Raw genomic sequence first — 22,355 nt, forward strand, 5'->3', positions numbered from 1 at the left:
TTAGTTCCTTGCCGAAGTGGCCTCGGGATGGCTTTCCATGGTGTCCGGAACCGGCCGGTCGGCGCCCGGAATCGCGCCGTTTCCCGGAACCGCGCCGTGCCGGTAGAACTCGGCGGTGATCGGCGCGAGGGGTTCGTAGCCTTGAATCAAGTCCGCGGCTTTCTCGGCCAGCATCATGACCGGCGCGTAGATGTTGCCGTTGGTCACGTAGGGCATTGCCGAAGCGTCAGCCACCCGCAGCCCGGAGGTGCCATGTACCCTCATGCTGAGCGGGTCCACCACGGCCATGGGATCGGTGGCCGGACCCATCTTGGCTGTGCAGGAAGGGTGCAGGGCGGTTTCTGCGTCGCGGGCTACCCAGTCGAGGATTTCCTCATCTGTCTGGACCGCTGGACCGGGGGAGAGCTCGCCGCCATTGAAAGGCGCCATGGCGGACTGCTCCAGGATGTTCCGGGAAATGCGGATGGCTTCGACCCACTCGCGCCGGTCCTGGTCCGTGGAAAGGTAGTTGAACTTCATGGACGGGTGGACGGTTGGATCCGTGGAGGTGATCTTCAGGCTGCCCCGGGCGTCGGAATACATGGGCCCGATGTGCACTTGGTAGCCATGCTTGGCGTCGGCCTTCTGGCCGTCGTAGCGGACGGCCACCGGTAGGAAGTGGAACATCAGGTTGGGGTAGGCAACGTCCTCGTTGGAGCGCACAAAGCCGCCCCCTTCGAAGTGGTTGGTGGCCGCAGGCCCCTTGCGCCCGAACAGCCACTGCAGCCCTATCCACGGATAGCGCCACAGGCTCAGGCTCGGCTGCATGGACACCGGCTGGGTGCAGGCGTGCTGGATGTAGACCTCCAGATGGTCCTGGAGGTTTTCGCCGACGCCGGGGAGGTCAACTACGGGCCTGATCCCGAGGGACTTGAGGTGAGTGGAGTCCCCGACGCCGGATAACTGCAGGAGTTGCGGGGTGTTGATGGCTCCTCCGCACAGGACGACTTCCTGGGCGTCCACGCTGTGCTGCTTGCCATTGCGTCGGTAGCGGACGCCCGTGGCCCTGACGCCGGAAGTACCAGTCTCGTCGAAGTTGATCTTGGATACGAGTGCCCGGGTCCGCACTGTGAGGTTGGGCCGGTCGAGGTGCGGCCGCAAGTAGGCGCGGGAGGCGGAGAGCCGCTGGCCCTTGTGTACATTGCGGTCGAAGGGACCGAAGCCCTCCTGCCGGTACCCGTTGACATCGTTGGTTCGTGCGAATCCGGCTTGTTGGGCGGCGCGGAAGAAGGCCTGGAAGAGGGGATTGCGCGCCGGGCCGCGTTCAAGGACCAGCGGTCCGTTGTGTCCCCGCAGCTCATCGCCGGGATCCGCCGCGAGGGCGGTCTCCATGCGGTTGAAGTACGGGAGGCAGTGCGCGAAGTCCCAGGTCTCCATCCCGGCGTCGGCTCCCCAGCGTTCGTAGTCCAAAGGGTTGCCGCGCTGGAAGATCATGCCGTTGATGGAACTGGAGCCTCCCAGGACCTTGCCGCGGGTATGGGCGATCCGCCGTCCGTGCATGTGCGGCTCGGGATCGGATTGGTAGCGCCAGTCGTAGAACCTGTTCCCGCTAGGGAACGTGAGCGCAGCGGGCATCTGGATGAACAGGTCCCAGGGGTAGTCGCTCCGGCCAGCCTCCAGGACCAGGACGGTCTTGGTGCCGTCAGCGCTCAGCCTGTCCGCGAGCACCGATCCGGCGCTGCCCCCACCCACAATGACGTAGTCAAACTTTTCGTTGGCCATTAGTCGAACTCCTTTGAAGTGATCCCCATTGCTTGTGTCCGGCAGCCGCGAGGGGCGTCAGCCCCGCAGCTTTTCCATGGTCGGATCCACGAGGGGATCGGCGGAGATGGTGGCCGGGATCCGCTTGCCGAAGTATTCGATCTCGACGGCGTCACCCTCGCCTGCTTCTGCGGGCAGCCATGCGTAGGCGATGGGCTTCCGGACGGTGTAGCCGTAGGCCGCGCTTGTGACGTAGCCGGAAGGCTCTCCCCGGAAATAGACGGGTTCCTTGCCCAACACCACGGACGTGCCGTCGTCGACCGTCAGGCAACGCAGGCGGCGGTTGACGGGCAGTTCGCGGCGGGCTTTGAGGGCCTCGGCGCCGATGTATCCTTCCTTGTCCTTGCCGACGGAGAAGCCCAGGCCCGCTTGGTAGGGCTCGTGCTCCGGGGTCATGTCCGTGCCCCACAGCCGGTAGCCCTTCTCCAGGCGCAGGCTGTTGAACGCGCCGCGGCCGGCCGCGATGATGCCCTGCTCCTGGCCGGCCTGGAACAACAGGTCCCAGAGCCTTTGGCCGTTTTCCGCAGTCGTGTACAGCTCCCAGCCCAACTCGCCTACGTAGGACAGCCGCATCGCGGTGACAGGAATCCCGCCGATCCGGACCTTCTTGGTGCGGAAGTACTTCAATCCCTCGTTGCTGAAATCGTCGTCGCTCACCTTGGCGATGACTTCGCGGGCGAGCGGCCCCCAAAGCCCAACGCAGCACGTGGAACCGGTGATGTCGCGGACCTGGACCCACTGGCTGACGTCCTCGGCGGTCTGCTTACGGGCTTCGGTGGTGAAGTAGTCGAAGTCGATGTTGCCGTTCGCGCCCACTTGGAACGTGGTCTCATCCAGCCGGGCCACCGTAATGTCGCTGCGGATACCGCCGTCGTCGTTGAGGAGCAGGCAGTACGTCACCGCACCCGGCTTCTTGTCGACTTTCCCGGCGCTGAGGCGCTGCAAGAGGGTTACGGCGCCCGGGCCGGAAACCTCCAGCCGCTTGAGCGGGGTCATGTCATAGAGTGCGACGGCGGTGCGCGTCTTCCATGCTTCGGCCGCGGAAATGGGGGAGTGGAACATGGCGGCCCAGGGCTCGCGCTCCGGTGCACGCCATTCTTCCGGGAGCTCTTCGAGCAAACCGCGGTTGGCTTCGAACCAGTGCGGGCGCTCCCAACCGTGGGCTTCGAGGAAAAACGCCCCGAGCTCCTTCTGCCGGGCATTGAAGGGGCTCACGCGCAGCTCACGCGGAGAGAGCCTCGGCTGCAGCGGGTGCAGGACGTCGTAGATCTCCACGAAGTTCTGCTGGGAGGTTTCGCTGACGTAGCTCTCTGCGGTCTGGATTTCTTCGAAGCGCGAGACCTCGCATTCATGGAGCGGAATCCGGGACTGGCCCTCGATGAGGCGCTCCGCCAGGGCGCGGGCCACACCGGCGGAGTGCGTCACCCATACGGCCTCGGCCACGAAGAAACCGTCAACGTCCTTGGACTCGCCCACGAGGGGACCGCCGTCGGGGGTGAAGGAGAAGATCCCGTTGAAGCCATCGGCAATCCGGGCGCCGGCGAGTGCCGGAAGGAGTTCCTTGGAGTCTTCCCAGCACGGCAGGAAGTCTTCTTCCGTGAACGGCAAGCGGGACGGCATCCGGTGCTCGGACATGTCAGCGGCGGCAACCTCGGGCAGCTCCCGGAGGTCCACGGGCATGGGCTTGTGGGCGTAGGAGCCGATGCCCATCCGGTCCCCGTGTTCGCGGTAGTAGAGGTCCTTGTCCTGGTGGCGGAGGATGGGCATCCAGGCGCCGTTGCCCGGGTCAAGCAGCCGCGAGGCATCGTTCCGGCCCACGAGCTCGGGCACGGAGGTGGTCTTGACGTACTGGTGGGCCAAGGGGAGGAGTGGCACGGACATACCCACCATGGCGCCGATCCTGGGTCCCCAGAACCCGGCGCAGGAAACCACGATGTCTGCCGGGATCACGCCGTCGGGCGTTTCTACGCCGGTGACTTTGCCGCCGGCCTGTTCAATGCCGGTGACGGGAGTGGAACCGCGGAACGTGACCCCTGCGGCGCTCGCCTTGGCGATGAGCAGGCGGACGGCGCGGGCTGCGGAAGCCAAGCCGTCGGAGGGGACGTAGAGTCCGCCGAGCACCTTTTCCTGGTTGAGAAGCGGGTAGTGCTTGGCGCACTCGTCCGGATCGATGAGCCTGCCTTCGACACCCCACGACGCCGCGTAGCCCAGCTTGCGCTTGAGGTCCTCCAGGCGCTCCGGAGTGGTGGCCACCTCGAGGCCGCCCACCTGGTTGAAGCAGGAGACGCCGGATTCGCTGAGCGAGAGCAGCTTGTCCACGGTGTAGGACGCGAATTGGGTCATGGCCTTGGAGGCGTTGGTCTGGAACACGAGGCCGGGGGCGTGCGAAGTTGAGCCGCCCGCCAACTTCAACGGTCCCTGCTCGACCACGGTGATGTTGGTCCAGCCGCGGGTGGACAGCTCATCCGCGAGATTGGCGCCGACGATGCCGGCTCCGATGATGACGACGCGGGGTGATGTGGACATGCGTGTTGCTCCTGGAGTAAGTGGTGTGGAAGTTTGGGGCTCGCCGGACGGTCGGCATGAATAGCGGAAGACGACGGTCCTGGAACTGTTGTGCGACACCCGGTACTGACAATGCCGAAACAACGGTGGATGGACCCTAGACGTGGCCGTCGACGGTCAACCCGGGGGGAAGGTTGGGAGCGTCCGCGGATTCTTTGACCATGATCTGGCCATCCACCACCAGGACTTCGTGGACCCGGACGGGCAATTTTGCGGGAGGCGCGTCGGCGGCTCCCGTGCGGAGGTTGAACTTTGAAGCATGGAGTGGGCACTCTACCCAGCAGTCCTCTATCCAGCCGTCGGCGAGTGAGGCGTCTTGGTGGGTGCAGGTGTCGTCGAGGGCAAAGAGTTCGCCCTCTTCGGTGTGAAATACGGCAATGGGCGGAGACGTCTCGAGTCGAATCGCGTCCCCTGGAGCCAACGAGCTGAGCGGGCAAGCACTGTGCATCTCACGAACCTTCTTTCACCGGGCTGGTCGAAACCTGTGGGGCGGTTGTCTCATGATCAACGCTGATCACAATACGCAACAGGGTGATTGACATCACAGTGGCTTGTCAAGGGGGTTGAACTTCCTGCGCAGATTCCTTGACACGCGATGTGAAGTCGGTCACGCTGTTTCGCATAATGAAGTTTGTTGCGTATGGCGCAATAAATTTCCGAACGGCTCGGCGAGGAGGAAGCCATGGAGACATTGGCGATCGTGGGTGCATCATTGGCGGGTCTTTCCGCCGCCCGCGCTGCCCGGGCGCAGGGCTTTTCCGGCCGGCTGCTCATCATTGGCGATGAGCAGCAGCGGCCCTATGACCGCCCGCCCCTGTCCAAGGAGTTCCTGGCAGGAAAAATCGGTATCAAGGACGTCATGTTGGAAGCTGAGGAGGCGGATTCGGCTGACCCGCTCCAAGCTGAATGGCTGCTGGGCTCGCCGGCACGAAGCTTCGATGCCGCCACCAGGACCATCACGCTAGGCGACGGGAGCACTGTGGTGGCTGACGGCGTCGTGATTGCCACGGGAGCCTCCGCACGCACGCTGTCCGAACTTGCGGGCCTAGCCAATGTTTTCACCTTGCGGACTCTCCAAGATGCCCAGGATCTGGCCCCGGAACTCGTTGCCGGCGGCCGCCTGTTGGTTGTGGGTGCCGGCTTTATCGGGGCGGAAGTCGCATCCACCGCCAAGGGCTTGGGAATGGACGTCACCATCATCTGCAAGAGCGAAATGCCGCTGAGCGCTCCGCTCGGTCCGGAGATGGCTGCCGTCATGGCCACGCTCCATGGGATGAACGGGGTGGAGCTGATTTGTGACACGGGAATCGACTCGTATTACGGCTACGAAGGAAATGTGACCGGCGTCCGGCTCGGCGACGGACAGTACCGTTCCGCCGACGTCGTACTCCTCGGTATCGGTGCGGTACCCAACGTCGGGTGGCTGGCCGGTTCGGGCGTGGAGCTCGACGACGGCGTGACGTGCGATTCGATGGGACGGACCAACGTCCCCGGCGTAGTTGCCGTGGGAGACTGCGCGGCCTGGTTCGACCCACGCAGCGGGCGGCACCATCGCGTGGAGCATTGGAGCGGCGCCCAGGAACGTGCCGCCCTGGCCGTGGCCGGACTCTTGGATCACTCTGCCGCGCCTCTTCCTCTCAACGTGCCGTACTTCTGGTCTGACCAGTACGGAGTGAAGCTCCAGTTCGCCGGCCACGCGCGGGACGCAGAGCGCGTCGAGATCGAGGCGGGGCAGCTCGAGAACCACAGCTTCCTTGCGGTGTACTACCGGGGCAAGGAACCGGTGGGCGTTCTGGGTGTGAACCAACCGCGGCTGTTCACCCGTTGGCGCCGACAACTCAACGCCCGCAACGCCCCGCCCGTCCTGGCAACCCCATAAACATTCCCAAGCCTCAACCACGTTCATCACTGAATAGGAGTCAGCATGACCACTGAAGTTGTTTCCCCCAGCCTGATCCCCACTCTCCCTGGCCACACATATGTCAGTGAAGACATCTTCCGCGCCGAGCAAGAGCACATCTTCGAACAAATGTGGTTCTGCGCAGCGCGGACCGCGGACCTGGAAAAGGCCGGTTCGTTCAAAACGGTACAGATCGGCCGCGAGAGCGTGCTCATCAACCGCACCCGCAAAGGGGAAATCCGCGCGTTCTACAACATCTGCCGGCACCGCGGCGTGAAGCTGTGCATGGAGGAGTCCGGCGAGGCCAACCGCTCGTTCCAGTGCCCGTACCACGCCTGGACTTACGATCTTGAGGGAAAGCTCATCGCGGCCCCCAACCTCACCAAGATGCCGGATATCGACCGCAACGAATACGGACTGGTCAAGGTCCACGTCCGCGAATACATGGGCTACGTCTGGGTTTGCCTCGCGGATGAGCCACCGTCGTTCGAGGAAGACGTCATGGGTGCGATCGAGGAGCGACTCGGGGACCTGCGGGCTGTTGACGACTATGACATCGCGAACCTGAGCCTTGGCCGGCGCATCAAGTACGACGTCAAGGCCAACTGGAAGCTCATCATCGAAAACTTCATGGAGTGCTACCACTGCGCCACGATCCACCCCGAACTCACCGAAGTCCTCCCTGAGTTCGCCGACGGCCTGGCGGCGCAGTATTTTGTGGGCCACGGCGCCGAGTTCGGTGACGACATCAAGGGCTTCACGATTGACGGTTCCGAGGGACTGGATCGAATTCCGGGAGTGGGCGATGACCAGGACCGCCGGTACTACGCAGTGACCATCAAGCCGAATGTCTTCGTCAACCTGGTTCCGGACCACGTCATCATCCATCGCATGTTCCCGCTGGCAGCGGACCACACGATCGTTGAATGCGATTGGCTGTACGTGCCCAGTGTGGTGGAATCCGGCAAGGACCTGAGCGCTTCGGTGGAGCTCTTCCACCGGGTCAACGAGCAGGACTTCGACGCCTGCGAACGCTGCCAGCCAGCCATGGGTTCCAAGATCTACGCCAAGGGTGGCGTCCTGGTACCGAGCGAGCACCACATTGAGGCGTTCCACAGCTGGGTCACCAGCAAGATCGCCGAAGTCCCCGCCGACAGCTAGCCTGAGGAATGTTTTTCGATGTGACGGACCCTAGGCGCCGCTGGTTGCGGTGTAGCCCATCTTGACGCTGATTGAATACCCGGCCTGCTTGAGCGCATCGAGCAGGCCGGGTATTTTTTCCGGCTCGAAACGGAAGGCCGGGCCGGAAAGGCTAATGGCTCCGATCACCGTGCCGTTGTGGTTGCGGATCGGAACGGCGACAGCGTTGAGTCCGCGTTCGAGTTCTTCATACGTGGCGGCGTACCCGGCCTCTGCAACGACCGGCATTTGCTTCTCCAGCTCGTCGCGGTCGGTGATGGTCTGTGGCGTGTACCGCGCCTGGCCGGCTTCCCTGAGAACGCGGTCACGCGTCGCAGGCGGCAGGGCAGCAAGCATGACCTTGCCGCTGGAGGTGGCGTGGAGCGGGGTGAGTCCACCGATCCAGTCCTGCGTGCCAAGCGTGTTGGGGCCAATGGCCTGGTCCACATTGACCGCGAAGTTTGACCGCAGCACCGCCAGGTTGGCAGTCTCAGCGAACTTCTCCGCCAGGGCTTCGAGATCTTCCCGGGCCTCCCTGACCAAGCTAAGACGGGCCGGAATGGCACTGGCCAAGCGCAGGATGTTGAATCCGAGTTGGTATTTTCCGCGTTCGTGGTTCTGCTGCACCATGCCACGGGCGTCCAAGGCGCTCAGCAGTCGCGACGCCGTTGACTTGTGGACGCCCATTTCCTCCGCGATCTCACTCACGCCGGCATCGCCGTTGCGGGCGATGATTTCGAGCACCGTGATGGCCCGGTCCACGGACTGCACGCCGGCGTGTTGCGCTCCGGCGGAATCGGTATCGGGGTCGTTGGCAAGGCTTGCGTCAGCGTCCATGTGGTTCATCGTCTCAAACGCGGTCAAGTGAGCGGTCTTTCGGGGCTTTGTGTCCTGGGCTGCGTGTCCTGGGCTTCGTGTCCTGGGGTACTGCCGTCTATCCTGTACTGCCTGGTTATAAAATCGGGCGGTATGGCACTGCGACTTGTTCAGGTGAATTTCAAGGCCCGGGATGACTTGGCTCTGGGCCGGTTTTGGGCGGAGGCGCTCGGCTGGGGTGTTTCCAGCGAAGGGCCCGGTGTGACCAATGTTGAACCTTTGGGTTTTGTCGGGCCGGACCCCGCTGCCGTGTGTGTCGATGTGGTCACCGTTCCGGACCCTGAGACGGTGGGGTACCGCGCCCACTTGGACCTCGCCACCACCTCTGCGGCCCATCAAGCGGAGCTCGTGGCACGCCTGTTGAAGCTCGGCGCAACGCCCGCCGACATTGGCCAGGGAGATGTGCCGTGGACCGTCCTGGCCGACCCGGAAGGCAACCTGTTCTGCGTACTGGAGCCTCGGCCGATCTACCGGGACACCGGGCCGATCGCCGCAGTGGTGGTCAAGTGTGCGGATCCACGGGCCATGGCCCGGTTCTGGAGCGGCGCGACGGACTGGACCCTGCTCGAGGTGACTGACGATTTTGCGAGGCTGCGTTCGGCCATGGGTGTCGGGCCTTATCTGGAGTTCGTCCGCACACCCGCCGCGAATGCCGTGTCCGGCCGTGTCCATCTCGACCTGCGGCCGTATCGCGGCGATGACCAAGCGGCAGAGGTGGCCCGGCTGCGGGCCCTCGGCGCCACGGACGCCGACGTCGGCCAAGGCGATGTGCCGTGGGTATGCCTCGCCGACACGGAGGGCAACGAATTCTGCGTCCTCACTCCCGGCTAAAGGCCGTTTCTTCTTAGGCGTCGTCGTGCCACACTTGGTGAACTATCGAGTGACTGGGGGGATCCGGGTCAGGAGATTGGTATGCGCGTTCTTGAGGAACCCTGCACATCTGGCGGCAGGCTGGCGGTGAACCGACCATGATTATCGCTTGGGCCTATTTGATGGCGGGAGTAATGTCAGTCGACTCGCTCTTGCTGGGGCTGCTGCTGTTGAACGTGAAGTGGCCCAAGCACTGGAAGAAGGACGGCTAGCGCCATGCCCGGGGCTAGAGCACCTTCCGGATGGTCTCTTCGAAACTCACCACGTGGTGCAGGGCGAGCGCGGCCGCCTGGTCTTCCTGGCCGTCTGCGATGGCGGTGAGCAGTTCGGCATGCTCGGTGACGTGGCCTGATACGGAAGGCATTTTGTCCAGCATGTAGCACCAAATCCGTGTCGCCAGGTTGTCGTAGCGGATCAACACGTCTTCCAGATGCGGATTGCCGGCGGCCTTGTAGATGAGCCGGTGCACCTGGATGTCGTAGCGCATGAGTTCCTGCTGTGCGGCGTCGTGGGTTTCCAGGCTGCTGATGGCGGCAGCGACGTCACGCAGCTCTTGGCGCAGCTTGGGGCTTGCCAAGCGGGCCGCCCGCCTTGATGCCAAGGGCTCGAGCAGCTCCCGGATTTCGGAGACATCCGCCAGTTGGGTGATGTCGACGCCGGTGGCAAAGGTTCCGCGGCGGGGATAGGACACCACCAAGTGGTCGCTTTCGAGCCGTTTGATTGCCTCGCGGACAGGTGTTCGTCCGATGCCGAGTTCCGCGGCAATCTGCCCGTCATTGATGGGGTCTCCGGGTTTGATCTCCATCATGATGAGCCGGTCGCGCAAGAGCAGGTAGGCGTTGTCAGCCAAGGACGTTCCCTGGATGCCGGTGTCTAGTGCTTCCAATGCCGTGCTCATATGCTCTCTCCCGTTGTGCCGCAATTCCAAGTCTGGCTCTTCCCGTGCTGCCGGGCTGTTGACGGCTGTGTGATCTTCAACATACTATGGCAACAGTTCTAATATATCAGTTGATTATTAGTCGGTAAACATAAGTATTTCAAAGGAGAACACGATGGTTGAACCGCTGATCCGTCCACTCATCGAGGCGGACCCGGAGGTTGAACAAGCGATCGCCCAGGAACTCATCCGGCAGCAGTCCACGCTGGAAATGATCGCCTCCGAAAACTTCGCACCTGCCGCGGTCATGCAGGCGCAGGGATCGGTCCTGACCAACAAGTACGCGGAAGGCTACCCGGGCAAGCGCTACTACGGCGGCTGCGAGCACGTGGACGTCATCGAACAATTGGCCATCGACCGCGTCAAGGCCTTGTTCGGTGCCGAGGCCGCGAACGTCCAGCCGCACTCCGGCGCCCAGGCCAACGCCGCAGCCATGTTCGCCCTCCTTGAGCCGGGGGACACCATCATGGGCCTCGACCTCGCACACGGCGGCCACCTGACCCACGGCATGCGCATTAACTTCTCCGGCAAGCTGTACAACGTCATCCCTTACCACGTCAGCGAATCCGACCTCCGCGTGGACATGGCTGAGGTCGAAGCCCTGGCCCTTGAGCACCGCCCGAAGCTGATCGTTGCCGGCTGGTCCGCGTATTCGCGCCACCTGGATTTCGCCGAATTCCGTCGCATCGCCGACCTCGTGGATGCATACCTCATGGTGGACATGGCCCACTTCGCCGGCCTCGTCGCTGCAGGCCTCCACCCCAACCCGGTGCCGTATGCCGACGTCGTAACCACCACCACCCACAAGACCCTCGGCGGTCCGCGCGGCGGGGTGATCCTCTCCAAGGAGAAGTACGCACGAAAAATCAACAGTGCAGTCTTCCCCGGCCAGCAGGGCGGCCCGCTGGAGCACGTGATCGCGGCCAAGGCGGTCGCATTCAAGATGGCGGCAGAGCCTGAGTTCCAGGAACGCCAAGTGCGGGTCCTGGAAGGCGCGAAGCTCCTCGCGGAGCGATTCCTCAAAGATGACGTCGCTGCAGCAGGAATTTCAGTGGTCAACGGTGGCACCGATGTCCATCTGGTCCTGGTCGACCTGCGCCACTCCGAACTGGATGGCCAACAGGCAGAGGACACGCTTCACCGCATCGGGATAACCGTCAACCGCAACGCGGTCCCCTTCGACCCCCGGCCGCCGATGGTTTCCTCCGGTCTCCGGATCGGCACCCCGGCACTCGCCGCCCGCGGCTTCGGGGCCGAGGAATTCATCGAGGTAGCCGACATCATCGCGACGGCGCTCATCGCCGCCGCATCCAGCGGCACGAACGATGCCGGCACCCTTGGCGACAACACCGTCGTCGAGCTCCGCGCGCGGGTCACCGCGCTGGCGGAGAAGTTCCCCCTTTACCCGCATCTTTCCCAGGACAGCAGTAAGCCCGGCAGCGACGCCGCGGTCACCGAACTCGAGACAGAAATGATTGGAGCAACCCAATGAGCGCAGACCACCTGCCGGAACACCCGGATTTCCTTTGGCGGAACCCGGAGCCCAAAGCTTCCTATGACGCCGTGATCGTCGGTGGTGGCGGCCACGGCTTGGCCACCGCGTACTTCCTGGCGAAGAACCATGGGATGACCAACATCGCCGTCCTGGAAAAGGGCTGGCTTGCTGGCGGCAACATGGCCCGCAACACCACCATCATCCGTTCCAACTACCTTTGGGACGAGAGCGCCGCAATCTACGAGCACGCCTTGAAGCTGTGGGAAATCCTGCCCGAGGAGCTCGAATACGACTTCCTCTTCAGCCAGCGCGGCGTCATGAACCTCGCCCACACCCTGGGTGACGTCCGCGAAAGCGTCCGCCGCGTCGGCGCGAACAAGCTCAACGGCGTCGACGCCGAATGGCTGGACCCGCAGCAGGTCAAGGAACTTTGCCCCATCCTGAACATCAGCGACAACATCCGCTACCCGGTCATGGGCGCCACGTACCAGCCGCGCGCCGGGATCGCCAAGCACGACCATGTCGCTTGGGCCTTCGCCCGGAAGTGCGATGAGCTCGGCGTGGACATCATCCAGAACTGCGAAGTGACGGGCTTCCTCAAGGAAGGCAACCGTGTGGTGGGCGTCAAGACCAGCCAAGGCACCATCCACACCGAAAAGGTGGGCCTCGCCGCGGCGGGCCACAGCTCGGTCCTCGCCGAAATGGCCGGTTTCCGCCTCCCGATCCAGTCGCACCCGCTCCAGGCGTTGGTATCCGAACTGCACGAGCCCGTCCACCCCACGGTGGTCATGTCCAACCACGTGCACGTCTATGTTTCGCAGGCGCACAAGGGCGAACTGGTCATGGGTGCCGGCGTGGACTCCTACAACGGCTACGGCCAGCGCGGTTCCTTCCACGTGATCGAGCACCAGATGGCTGCCGCCGTCGAACTGTTCCCGATCTTCGCCAGGGCCCACGTGCTCCGGACCTGGGGTGGAATCGTGGACACCACCATGGATGCCTCGCCGATCATCGGCACCACCCCGGTGGAGAACATGTTCGTCAACTGTGGCTGGGGAACAGGCGGCTTCAAGGGCACGCCCGCTGCCGGCCTGACCTTCGCCCACACCATCGCCACCGGCGCACCGCACGAGCTCAACAAGCCCTTCGCACTGGAACGCTTCGAGACCGGTGCCCTGATCGATGAACACGGCGCCGCCGCCGTCGCCCACTAGCCGCAGCCCTTTAGGAGACCAACAATGCTGCTCATCAGCTGCCCCAATTGCGGGCCACGAGACGAAACCGAATTCCACTACGGCGGCCAGGCCCACGTGGCGTATCCGGAAAGCCCGGATGCGCTGACGGATCGCCAGTGGGCCGAGTACTTGTTCTACCGCGACAACACGAAAGGTGCCTTCGCCGAACGCTGGGTCCACAGCACGGGTTGCCGCCAATGGTTCAACATGCTCCGTGACACTGTCAGCTACGACATCCAGGCCATCTACAAAATGGGCGAACCGCGCCCTGATGTGAACACCACCGCAGCCACCACTCCGGAAGGAGCAAAGAAGTGACCCCGCAGAACGCCCGCCTCGCCACCGGCGGCCGCATCGACCGCAGCATCGCCTGGCGGTTCACCGTTGACGGCCAGGAATACACCGGACACCCGGGCGACACACTTGCTTCGGCACTGCTCGCCAACGGCCGGATCAACGTCGGCAACTCCCTCTACGAGGACCGCCCCCGCGGCATCATGTCCGCTGGCGTGGAGGAATCCAACGCCCTGGTCAAGGTGGCCGCCCGCTTCCCGGGCCACGTCGCCGAGTCGATGCTTCCCGCGACCGCCGTGTCCCTCGTGGACGGGCTCAGCGCTGAGTTCCTGAACGGCCTCGGCAAGCTGGATCCCAACGAGGACCGCGCCGAATACGACAAGAAATACGTCCACACCGATGTCTTGGTGGTCGGCGGCGGCGTCTCCGGTCTCGCGGCAGCCCGCGAAGCGGTCCGCACCGGCGCCCGCGTCGTCCTGATCGATGACCAGCCCGAACTCGGGGGCTCGCTCCTCTCCGTTTCCACGGATCCGGAACTGGGCGAGGTTATCGAGGGCAAGCCGGCCTTGGAATGGATCGCGGACGTGGAGGCCGAGCTTGTCTCTGCCGCCGAATGCACCGTCCTCAACCGCACCACCGCCTTCGGCTCCTACGACGCGAACTACGTGATCGCGGCACAGAACCGTACGGACCACCTCGGCACCCCGGCCGCCGACGGCGTCTCCCGCCAGCGTATTTGGCACATCCGTGCCAAGCAGGTTGTCCTGGCTCCCGGCGCGCATGAACGTCCGCTTGTGTTTGAGAACAACGATCGCCCCGGCATAATGCTCGCCTCGGCCGTCCGGAGCTACCTCAACCGCTACGCCGTCGCCGCCGGGCGCCGGGTAGTCATCGGCACCACCAACGATTCGGCCTACCTGCTCGCCGCCGATCTGCTGGCCGCCGGCGTCAAGGTCGCCGCCGTCGTCGACGCCCGTCCGAAGCTCAGCGACAAGGCTGCTGCCGCCGCCGAAAGCGGGATTCGCATCCTTGTCGGGAGTGCTGTCGCCGATACGTCCGGTGCGGGCGAGAACGGCCGGATCGACGGCGTCACCGTCCGAAGCCTCAACGACGACGGCGAAGTCACCTCCGGCGTCGAACGCATCGCTTGCGATCTTCTGGCCGTTTCCGGTGGCTGGAGCCCCGTGGTCCACCTCCACAGCCAGCGCCAAGGCAAGGCACGCTGGGACGAGGACCTGGCCGGATTCGTACCGAGCTCGGTGGTCAAGGACCAGCAGGTCGTCGGCGCCGGCCGTGGAAGCTACGAACTGGAGGATTGCCTCGGCGAAGGCGTATCCGCCGGTGCAGCTGCAGCCATCGCCGCAGGATTCAGCACCCAGACGGTTCCCGTCGTGCCGAAGGCACCGGTTGCCTCCGCCCCCACCCGCCAGTTGTGGCTCGTTCCGGGCCAGAGTGGAAACGCGGGGGAGTGGCACCACCACTTCGTTGATTTCCAGCGCGACCAGTCCGTGGCTGACGTGCTCCGTTCCACCGGGGCCGGCATGCGCTCGGTGGAACACGTCAAGCGGTACACCTCCATCAGCACCGCCAACGATCAAGGCAAGACCTCCGGCGTCAACGCCATCGGCGTCATCGCCGCGGCCCTCAACCAGGCTGGCGAGGCACCCCGCGGCATCGGCGAGATCGGAACCACTACGTACCGGGCCCCGTTCACCCCGGTGGCCTTCGCAGCGTTGGCCGGACGCCAGCGCGGCGAGCTGTTCGATCCCGCCCGCGTCACCTCCGTCCACCCTTGGCACGTTGCCCAGGGCGCGCTCTTCGAGGACGTCGGCCAGTGGAAGCGGCCGTGGTACTACCCGCAAACAGGCGAGGACATGGACGCAGCCGTGCTCCGTGAATGCGCCGCGGTCAGGGATTCCGTGGGCTTCATGGACGCCACCACGCTGGGCAAGATCGAGATCCGTGGAAAGGATGCCGGCGAATTCCTGAACCGCATCTACACCAACGCGTTCAAGAAACTTGCCCCCGGCTCGGCGCGCTACGGTGTCATGTGCACCCCGGACGGCATGATCTTCGACGACGGCGTGACCCTGCGCCTCGACGAGGGACGTTACTTCATGACCACCACCACCGGCGGCGCAGCGAAGGTCCTGGACTGGCTCGAGGAGTGGCACCAGACCGAATGGCCGGAACTCGACCTTCACTGCACCTCGGTGACCGAGCAGTGGACCACGATTGCCGTCGTCGGACCCAAATCCCGCGCGGTACTCGCCAAGGTGGCGCCGCAGTTGGCGGCCGACGGCGGCCTGGAGGCCGAAGCGTTCCCGTTCATGACGTTCCGGGAAACCACGCTGGCATCTGGCGTGCAGGCTCGGATTTGCCGGATTTCGTTCTCCGGCGAATTGGCCTACGAAATCAATGTGCCTGCCTGGTACGGGCTCAGCACCTGGGAATCCGTTGCTGCGGCAGGAGCCGAGTTCAACATCACGCCATACGGCACCGAAACCATGCACGTGCTGCGTGCCGAGAAGGGCTACCCGATCGTCGGTCAGGACACGGACGGCACCGTGACCCCGCAGGATGCAGGGATGGAGTGGATCGTTTCCAAGGCCAAGGGCTTCATCGGCAAACGCTCCTACAACCGCGAGGACGCCGTCCGTACCGACCGCAAGCACCTGGTCAGTGTCCTCCCGGCGGACCACTCGCTCCGTCTTCCGGAAGGAACCCAGCTCGTGGAAAAGGGCATTCCGGTCAACCCGGCCTACGGCCCCGTACCGATGCAGGGCTTCGTGACCTCGAGCTACCACAGTGCCGCCTTGGGCCGCTCTTTCGGCCTGGCACTGATCACCAACGGCCGCAACAGGATCGGCGAAACTCTGGTGGCCGCCGTCGGCGATCAGCTGCTGGACGTCGTTGTGGGCGAAACCGTACTTTTCGACGCTGAAGGGACCCGTAAAGATGGCTGAAACAGCAACACCCGCAGAAACCGTAAACACTGACAAACTCCGTGCGGCACGCCGCAGCCCGGCATCGCACTTGGCATCGGCTTTCGAGTCCGGTTCCGTGGCCGGAACGGTGGCATTGAAGGAAATCCCGTTCCAGACCATGGTGGGTATCCGGGTTAACCGGGAGTCCGACGCCGGAGCTCGCCTCGCGTCCGTGACCGGCGGCCTGCCGGCCGCTTGCGGTGAGGTCACCGGAACCGAAAGGGCCACGACTTTGTGGCTCGGCCCGGAAGAATTCCTGGTGGTGGCACCGGAAATGGCGCACGATTCCCTGGGCGGAGACCTTGTCCGGGCCTTGGTGGAGGCGCTGGGCGAGGACCAGGGCCAGGTGGTGGACTTGTCTGCCAACCGCACCACGTTCGAGCTGTCCGGGATCCGTGCCCGGGACGTCCTTGAAAAGGGTTGCTCGCTGGACCTGCACCCCCGCGCCTTCCGCCCCGGAACAGCTCTGGCGACGGAAATCGGCAACATCCCGGCGATGCTGCTGAAGACCGGAGAAGACAGTTTCCTGATCTTCCCGCGGGCTTCGTTCGCCGACTTCCTGGGGCGTTGGCTGCTTGATGGCATGAGGGAATTCGCCTCTCCTGAGGTCCCCTGATGGCACTGAGTGTGCTTGACCTGTTTTCCATTGGCATCGGGCCGTCGTCTTCGCACACGGTCGGCCCGATGCGGGCGGCGAAGCAGTTCACCGATGGCCTGGAATCCTCCGGGCAACTCGCGGCAACGGTGCGCGTCCAGGCAGAGCTTTTCGGCTCGCTGGGCGCCACCGGCCGCGGCCACGGTTCGGACAAGGCCGTGGTTCTGGGCCTGCAAGGCCAGGTGCCGGAGACGGTCGACACGAAGACCGCGGATGACCAGGTTGCCGCCGCGGCCCTTGACGCTGAATTGAGGATCGGCGGACACCACCGCGTGGACTTCAACTGGGACGACGATGTGGTCCTGCACCGGCGCAAATCCCTGCCCGCGCATCCCAATGGCATGACTTTCCGGGCAATCGACCATACTGGCGCAGTGCTGCGCGAACGCAGCTACTACTCGATTGGCGGCGGGTTCGTAGTGGACGGTGATGCTTCCGGGAGCGACAAAGTCGTCGCCGACGACACCGTGCTGCCGTACCCTTTCACCACCGCAGACGAGCTCCTCGCGATTTGCGCACGGGAGGACATGTCCATTTCCGACGTCATGCTTGCCAATGAGCTCGTGTGGCGCAGCGAAGCCGAACTTCGCGAGCGGCTGCTACAGATCTGGGCCGTCATGCGCGAATGCGTGGACAACGGCTGCGCTGCGGAAGGAATCCTCCCGGGAGGCTTGAACGTCAGGCGACGGGCGCCGTCGTTGTTCAAGACCCTCGCTGCCACCGACGCCGGTCTGCAAGGGTCAAGCTCGGCCGACCCGCTGCTCGCCATGGAATGGGTGAACCTGTTCGCCCTGGCCGTCAACGAGGAAAACGCCGCGGGCGGCCGCATCGTCACTGCACCCACCAACGGGGCGGCCGGCATTGTGCCCGCAGTGCTGCACTACTACGCGAAGTTCGTACCAGGAGCCGACGACGACGGCGTGGTCCGTTTCTTGCTCGCCGCGGCCGCCGTCGGGATCCTGTTCAAGATCAATGCGTCCATTTCCGGCGCCGAAGTCGGCTGCCAAGGCGAGGTGGGTTCTGCTTGTTCGATGGCCGCCGCCGGCCTCTGCGAGGTCCTCGGAGGCACTCCCGAGCAAGTGGAGAATGCTGCGGAAGTGGGCATCGAACACAATCTCGGCCTCACGTGCGATCCGGTAGGCGGGCTGGTGCAGATCCCGTGCATCGAGCGCAACGCGATCGCCAGCGTCAAGGCCATCAATGCCGCGCGCCTCGCCTTGCACGGCGACGGTAGCCACAAAGTATCCCTGGATAAAGCCATCAAAACCATGCGAGAGACAGGAGCGGACATGAAGAGCAAGTACAAGGAGACCTCCCGCGGAGGCCTCGCCGTCAACGTGGTGGAGTGCTAGCCATGACTGCGACCCAAAACGAAACCGTTGCGGCGACACTGCCGGCTACCACCGTGGAACATGTCCTGACGCTCGATTGCCCGGAAACGCGCGGAATCGTGCATGCTGTTTCCGGTTTCCTCCTGGAACACGGCTGCGACATCATTGACAGCAAGCAATTCGACTCTCAAATGGACCGCCACTTCTTCATGCGGGTCCATTTCGCATCGGAAGGTGACGAGTCGACGATTGACTCGCTGCGGGAGGCTTTTGCCCCTGTTGCCGAGAAGTTCGGCATGCGCTGGGAGCTGAACCGCCACGGAGCCAAGCGGCGCGTGCTCATCATGGTCTCCAAGTTCGAGCACTGCCTCAACGACCTCTTGTTCCGGGCCCGCGTGGGGGAACTGCCCGTCGACATTGTCGGCGTCGTCTCCAACCACCCGGACCACCGGCGGACCGTCGAATGGCACGGCATTCCGTTCTTCCACGTGCCCGTCACCCGGGACACCAAGGCGGCGGCCGAGGGGCAACTCCTTGACCTCATCGATCGCCTCGACGTTGAACTGGTGGTCCTTGCGCGCTATATGCAGGTCCTCAGCGACGACCTTGCCCGCAAGCTGGACGGCCGGGCCATCAACATCCACCATTCGTTCCTGCCCAGCTTCAAAGGCGCGAAGCCGTACCACCAGGCCTACGCGCGAGGCGTCAAGACCGTGGGTGCCACCGCGCACTACGTCAACGGGGAATTGGACGAAGGGCCGATCATCGCCCAGCAAGTGGTCGAGGTGGACCACACCTTCGGTCCAGATGACCTTGTGGCAGCCGGTCGCGACACCGAATGCAAAGCCCTCAGCAACGCCGTGCGCTGGCACTGCGAAGGCCGCGTCATCCTGCAGGGGAACAGGACCGTGGTGCTCAAGTAGGGAATGAATGAAAAAACAGGGACTGAACGGCTCACCAAACGGTGGGCCGTTCAGTCCTTTTCGTGTTTTCAGTAATCGACCAGGCCGTCATGGGTGATGCGCCCGTGCATGAAGGCCCCCATCAGCTCCGTCTAGAGCCGGGCCAGGCGGGTTGCCAGATGAAGGGCGGCCAGCCGGCCCGTTCCCCGGGGGTCCCCACCACACAGCTCGAAGATCCTTTGGAGCCGGTGATGCATCGACTGCCGTTCCAAGTGCAGTTCCCGTGCCGCCTGCGCCGTATTGCAACCTGTATCGAGCCACACTGCCAACGTCCGCATCAGCTCCGAACGGCGTTGCTCATCATGCTCGACGACGGCCCCCAGCTGCCGTCGCACAAATCCCTCACGCGTGGTCCGGTCGAGACTTCCTTCCGCCAAGCGCTCCACCGCGAAGTCCTCGGCATCGACCACGCCGCTTCCGGTTCCTGCCCCCTCTCCCTGTCCGAGTGCCGCACTCGACATCAGCTCAAGCGTCCGGCGTGCCTCGGCCATGGACCAAGGCGCCTCGCCGATTCCCTGTGCCAAGGGACCGACGGCGATGATTGAGCCGTCCGGGACGGGCAAGGCTTTCAGTGCCTGCACGAGCGAGAAACGCGAAGCCACTGCCTCGGACGGGGCGAGCGCCGCCAATGCGATCAATTCAGAGTTGTCCGCGTAGCTCGCGCTCTGCGGGCTTGCGTCGTGCAGGATGCTGTCAAGCTCAGTTCGGAGTTGACCTGACGCCGGTGAGCGCACGACGACGGCGGCAACCGGACCGCTGGCGGTAAAGCCGGAGGCAGGCCCCAGTTGTTGGAGGCGCCATGACTGGGTGCCCGAACTGATGGCCCGCATGAGTTCTATGCCCGCGAGCTCCTTGAGTCCGGGCGGCATGCGCTGCAGTAACGCCAAGCCGAGGATGTCGACGCAACGCTCGCCGGCTACCCGCGCGCGGTTGGTCTCGCCGCCGTCGGACACTTCCAACTCCAGGCGGGCGGCCAGTACGCCGCGGACGGGGACATCGACTGTGGTGACACTGCAGGACGGTGACGTGGTCTCCAGTGCGGCGCCCTGCGCCGTCGCGCTTCCCAACGTGATGCCCGACGGCGAGAGCAGCCTGGCGCTGGCACCTGTCCGGCTCGCCAGCACGGCGAGGAGCTGGTCCAGTCCGCCGCCATGAGCCAGTTCTGCCGCCATGGCATGGCTCGTTTCGTCTCCGAACTGCAATAGGGCCACCGATTCGCTGACCAGGAGAGAGTTGATGGCTTGCATGATGCCCACGAACGGGACCACCTTGCGCAACTCGATAATCGGAAGCCCGGCGTCCTGGCCGGCGTCGAGCATGGATTCCGGTATGGCGGGCAGGAGCGGGCCCGTTTCGATGGCCAACGCGGTGATCCCGCGGTCGGCCAGTTGCCGGACGTAGTCCACGCGCCGTTCCTCGGAAGCCAGGGCGAGGGCCTGCCCGCCGCTCAGTAGCAGCTCGCCGCCGCGCAGCAGTGGAGCGATGTCCAGCACTTCGCTCGAATGGACCCAGCGGAGTTGCCGGGACAGGGCCTCGGGCACATCCGTCCGCAGGACGGGCTCAGTTGCTTTCAGGCTCTCGTGTTCGAAGGCGTCGGAAAGGAGTAATGACATGACACTCCGTAACTAATTTCGGCTAAATATCGTACACATCGTATCTTGGTTTTGTGATGTGGGGCACATACATTGAAGTAGTCCCTTTCCTACATGGAGGATCCCCCCAATGCACGAGAACTTATCCACTGCGACGCCAGGGGCTGCAACGGCGCAGACCGACGTCGAGCAGAACCTGCAGTCCATTCCCGAATCGGCCCGCACCCGCAGCGTAGCGGGGCAATTCTGGATCTGGGCCGGCGCGAACCTTGCCCCCATCAACTGGGTCCTTGGGGCCCTCGGCGTCCAGCTTGGATTGGGTTTTGCCGATACTGTCACTGTCCTGGTGGTGGGAAACCTGATCGGCATGGCACTCTTTGGCATCTTTGTCCTTTTGGGACAAAGGACCGGAGCCACCGGCATGGTCCTCGCCCGCGCTGTCTTCGGCCGCCGTGGCAACTACCTCCCGAGCGCCATCCAAGCCCTCCTTGGAATCGGTTGGTGCGCCGTCAACACCTGGATCATCCTGGATCTGGTGATGGCCCTCCTCGGCAAGCTGGGCATGGTCGACCCGGAGCAGCCCAACGTGGGGCCAAAGATCATTGTGGCCTTCGTCATCATGGCAGCCCAGGTCACCATCGCCTGGTTCGGCTACAAGGCGATCGCGGCGTTTGAAAAGTGGACTGTCCCGCCAACCATCGTGGTCCTGATCGCCATGTCCGCCTTCTCCTGGTTCGGCATGAATATCGACTGGGGCTACGCAGGCCCTCCCGGTGCTGTCCTTGAAGGCGGCGCGCGAATCGCCGCCATGACCACCGTGATGACCGTGATCGGCATCGGCTGGGGGATCACCTGGTTCACCTACGCGGCCGATTATTCACGCTTCGTCAGCAAGTCCGTTCCGAAGCACAAGGTCTACCTCGCTTCCGTGTTCGGCCAGTTCCTGCCGGTGGTATGGCTCGGCATCCTTGGCGCCAGCCTTGCCACGAAGAGCGGTACGGCCGACCCCGGCCACCTGATCGTCGACAACTTCGGCGTCCTGGCCATCCCGGTGCTTTTCCTGGTGCTGCACGGTCCCATCGCAACGAACATCCTGAACATCTACACCTTTTCCGTCGCCGCCCAGGCCTTGGACATCAAGGCCAAGCGCCGTTCGTTGAACCTCTTTGTAGGGATCCTGGCCCTGATCGGCGTCGTATTCTTCATCGTCCAGTCGGACTTCGCCTCGACACTGAGCACGTGGCTCGGCGGGCTCGTGGCATGGGTGGCCGCATGGGGAGGCATCATGCTGGTGCACTACCTGTGGGTGGACAAACGTCGTCCGGTTGGTGTCGAGCGCCTCTTCGATCCCGTGGGCACCCGGCGGCTTCCGGCCTTCAACTGGGCCGGACTCACCGCACTAGTGGTGGGCATCTTCGCCACTTGGCTGTTCATGTACGGCGTCCTGCCAATCATGCAAGGCCCCATCGCCACGGCCATGGGCGGAATTGACCTGTCCTGGCTGGCGGGCGGACTTGTTGCCGCTGGCGTCTACGGCGCACTGGGCCCGCGGGTGCATGCCCGATACTTGCCGGTGGCTTCCACGGCCACCGCACCTTCCGCAACTGCGTCGCCGCTGCTCGCGGACGGTGCCGTTGCCAATCTGGTCAGCGACTGAATGGAAACCCGATGACCACT

17 protein-coding genes are annotated in these 22,355 nt (G+C 64.1%); 11 read left to right on the plus strand and 6 right to left on the minus strand.

The features are described from left to right. From betA to A3M3_RS0110135, 3 genes are all read right to left on the minus strand, one after another. Positions 1 to 1,761 (minus strand): choline dehydrogenase, encoded by a 1,761-nt coding sequence (betA, locus tag A3M3_RS24625; RefSeq protein WP_051423102.1) that lies wholly within the window; start codon positions 1,759 to 1,761, stop codon positions 1 to 3. A gap of 57 nt (positions 1,762 to 1,818) precedes the next feature. Next, positions 1,819 to 4,326 (minus strand): GcvT family protein, encoded by a 2,508-nt coding sequence (locus A3M3_RS0110130; RefSeq protein ID WP_028266224.1) that lies wholly within the window; start codon positions 4,324 to 4,326, stop codon positions 1,819 to 1,821. A gap of 136 nt (positions 4,327 to 4,462) precedes the next feature. Then, positions 4,463 to 4,813, minus strand: coding sequence for a bifunctional 3-phenylpropionate/cinnamic acid dioxygenase ferredoxin subunit (locus A3M3_RS0110135; protein ID WP_028266225.1), 351 nt, complete (start codon positions 4,811 to 4,813; stop codon positions 4,463 to 4,465). A gap of 234 nt (positions 4,814 to 5,047) precedes the next feature. Here A3M3_RS0110135 and A3M3_RS24630 point away from each other — a divergent pair, with 234 nt between their 5' ends. Together A3M3_RS24630 and A3M3_RS0110145 are read left to right on the plus strand one after the other, a co-directional pair. Continuing rightward, positions 5,048 to 6,244, plus strand: coding sequence for an NAD(P)/FAD-dependent oxidoreductase (locus A3M3_RS24630; RefSeq protein WP_197023189.1), 1,197 nt, complete (start codon positions 5,048 to 5,050; stop codon positions 6,242 to 6,244). A 45-nt stretch (positions 6,245 to 6,289) separates the two neighbouring features. Beyond that, positions 6,290 to 7,426, plus strand: a complete 1,137-nt coding sequence (locus tag A3M3_RS0110145; protein WP_028266226.1) for an aromatic ring-hydroxylating oxygenase subunit alpha — start codon at positions 6,290 to 6,292, stop codon at positions 7,424 to 7,426. A gap of 30 nt (positions 7,427 to 7,456) precedes the next feature. On the opposite strand, the gene A3M3_RS0110150 is transcribed toward A3M3_RS0110145, so the two are convergent. Beyond that, the gene (locus A3M3_RS0110150) at positions 7,457 to 8,281 is read right to left on the minus strand and encodes an IclR family transcriptional regulator (protein WP_028266227.1); all 825 of its coding nucleotides are present in this window, start codon (positions 8,279 to 8,281) and stop codon (positions 7,457 to 7,459) included. 132 nt (positions 8,282 to 8,413) lie between these two features. Between A3M3_RS0110150 and A3M3_RS0110155 the strand changes: the two genes are divergently transcribed. Further along, a complete protein-coding gene (locus tag A3M3_RS0110155; protein ID WP_028266228.1) occupies positions 8,414 to 9,151 on the plus strand; it encodes a VOC family protein in 738 nt (245 codons plus the stop codon). 265 nt (positions 9,152 to 9,416) lie between these two features. Here the strand turns inward: A3M3_RS0110155 and A3M3_RS0110165 are convergent, their stop codons facing one another. Then, positions 9,417 to 10,088, minus strand: coding sequence for a GntR family transcriptional regulator (locus A3M3_RS0110165; protein WP_028266229.1), 672 nt, complete (start codon positions 10,086 to 10,088; stop codon positions 9,417 to 9,419). 154 nt (positions 10,089 to 10,242) lie between these two features. On the opposite strand from A3M3_RS0110165, the gene glyA reads away from it, so the two are divergent. From glyA to purU, 7 genes are read left to right on the plus strand one after another with little or no spacing between them, the layout of a single operon-like run. After that, positions 10,243 to 11,619: a serine hydroxymethyltransferase gene (glyA, locus tag A3M3_RS0110170; protein ID WP_028266230.1), complete on the plus strand. Its 1,377-nt coding sequence runs from the start codon at positions 10,243 to 10,245 to the stop codon at positions 11,617 to 11,619. Further along, positions 11,616 to 12,836 (plus strand): sarcosine oxidase subunit beta family protein, encoded by a 1,221-nt coding sequence (locus tag A3M3_RS0110175; protein ID WP_028266231.1) that lies wholly within the window; start codon positions 11,616 to 11,618, stop codon positions 12,834 to 12,836. The genes glyA and A3M3_RS0110175 overlap by 4 nt, the downstream gene beginning before the upstream one ends. Before the next feature lie 24 nt (positions 12,837 to 12,860). Next, entirely contained in the window at positions 12,861 to 13,175 is a 315-nt protein-coding gene (locus A3M3_RS0110180; RefSeq protein ID WP_028266232.1) for a sarcosine oxidase subunit delta, read from the plus strand. Further along, positions 13,172 to 16,117, plus strand: coding sequence for an FAD-dependent oxidoreductase (locus A3M3_RS0110185; RefSeq protein ID WP_028266233.1), 2,946 nt, complete (start codon positions 13,172 to 13,174; stop codon positions 16,115 to 16,117). Before A3M3_RS0110180 ends, A3M3_RS0110185 begins: the two co-directional genes overlap by 4 nt. Continuing rightward, the gene (locus A3M3_RS0110190; RefSeq protein WP_028266234.1) at positions 16,110 to 16,754 is read left to right on the plus strand and encodes a sarcosine oxidase subunit gamma; all 645 of its coding nucleotides are present in this window, start codon (positions 16,110 to 16,112) and stop codon (positions 16,752 to 16,754) included. The genes A3M3_RS0110185 and A3M3_RS0110190 overlap by 8 nt, the downstream gene beginning before the upstream one ends. Further along, the gene (locus A3M3_RS0110195; protein ID WP_028266235.1) at positions 16,754 to 18,145 is read left to right on the plus strand and encodes an L-serine ammonia-lyase; all 1,392 of its coding nucleotides are present in this window, start codon (positions 16,754 to 16,756) and stop codon (positions 18,143 to 18,145) included. The genes A3M3_RS0110190 and A3M3_RS0110195 overlap by 1 nt, the downstream gene beginning before the upstream one ends. A gap of 2 nt (positions 18,146 to 18,147) precedes the next feature. After that, on the plus strand, positions 18,148 to 19,047 hold the full coding sequence (purU, locus tag A3M3_RS0110200; protein ID WP_035741596.1) for a formyltetrahydrofolate deformylase: 900 nt from the start codon (positions 18,148 to 18,150) through the stop codon (positions 19,045 to 19,047). 131 nt (positions 19,048 to 19,178) lie between these two features. On the opposite strand, the gene A3M3_RS0110205 is transcribed toward purU, so the two are convergent. Further along, positions 19,179 to 20,699, minus strand: a complete 1,521-nt coding sequence (locus A3M3_RS0110205; protein ID WP_028266237.1) for a PucR family transcriptional regulator — start codon at positions 20,697 to 20,699, stop codon at positions 19,179 to 19,181. Between the two features lie 109 nt (positions 20,700 to 20,808). Between A3M3_RS0110205 and A3M3_RS0110210 the strand changes: the two genes are divergently transcribed. Next, positions 20,809 to 22,335 (plus strand): purine-cytosine permease family protein, encoded by a 1,527-nt coding sequence (locus tag A3M3_RS0110210; RefSeq protein ID WP_028266238.1) that lies wholly within the window; start codon positions 20,809 to 20,811, stop codon positions 22,333 to 22,335. Positions 22,336 to 22,355 lie beyond the last annotated feature (20 nt).

The sequence above is a fragment of the Arthrobacter sp. MA-N2 genome, from assembly GCF_000517125.1.
GTDB lineage: Bacteria > Actinomycetota > Actinomycetes > Actinomycetales > Micrococcaceae > Arthrobacter > Arthrobacter methylotrophus.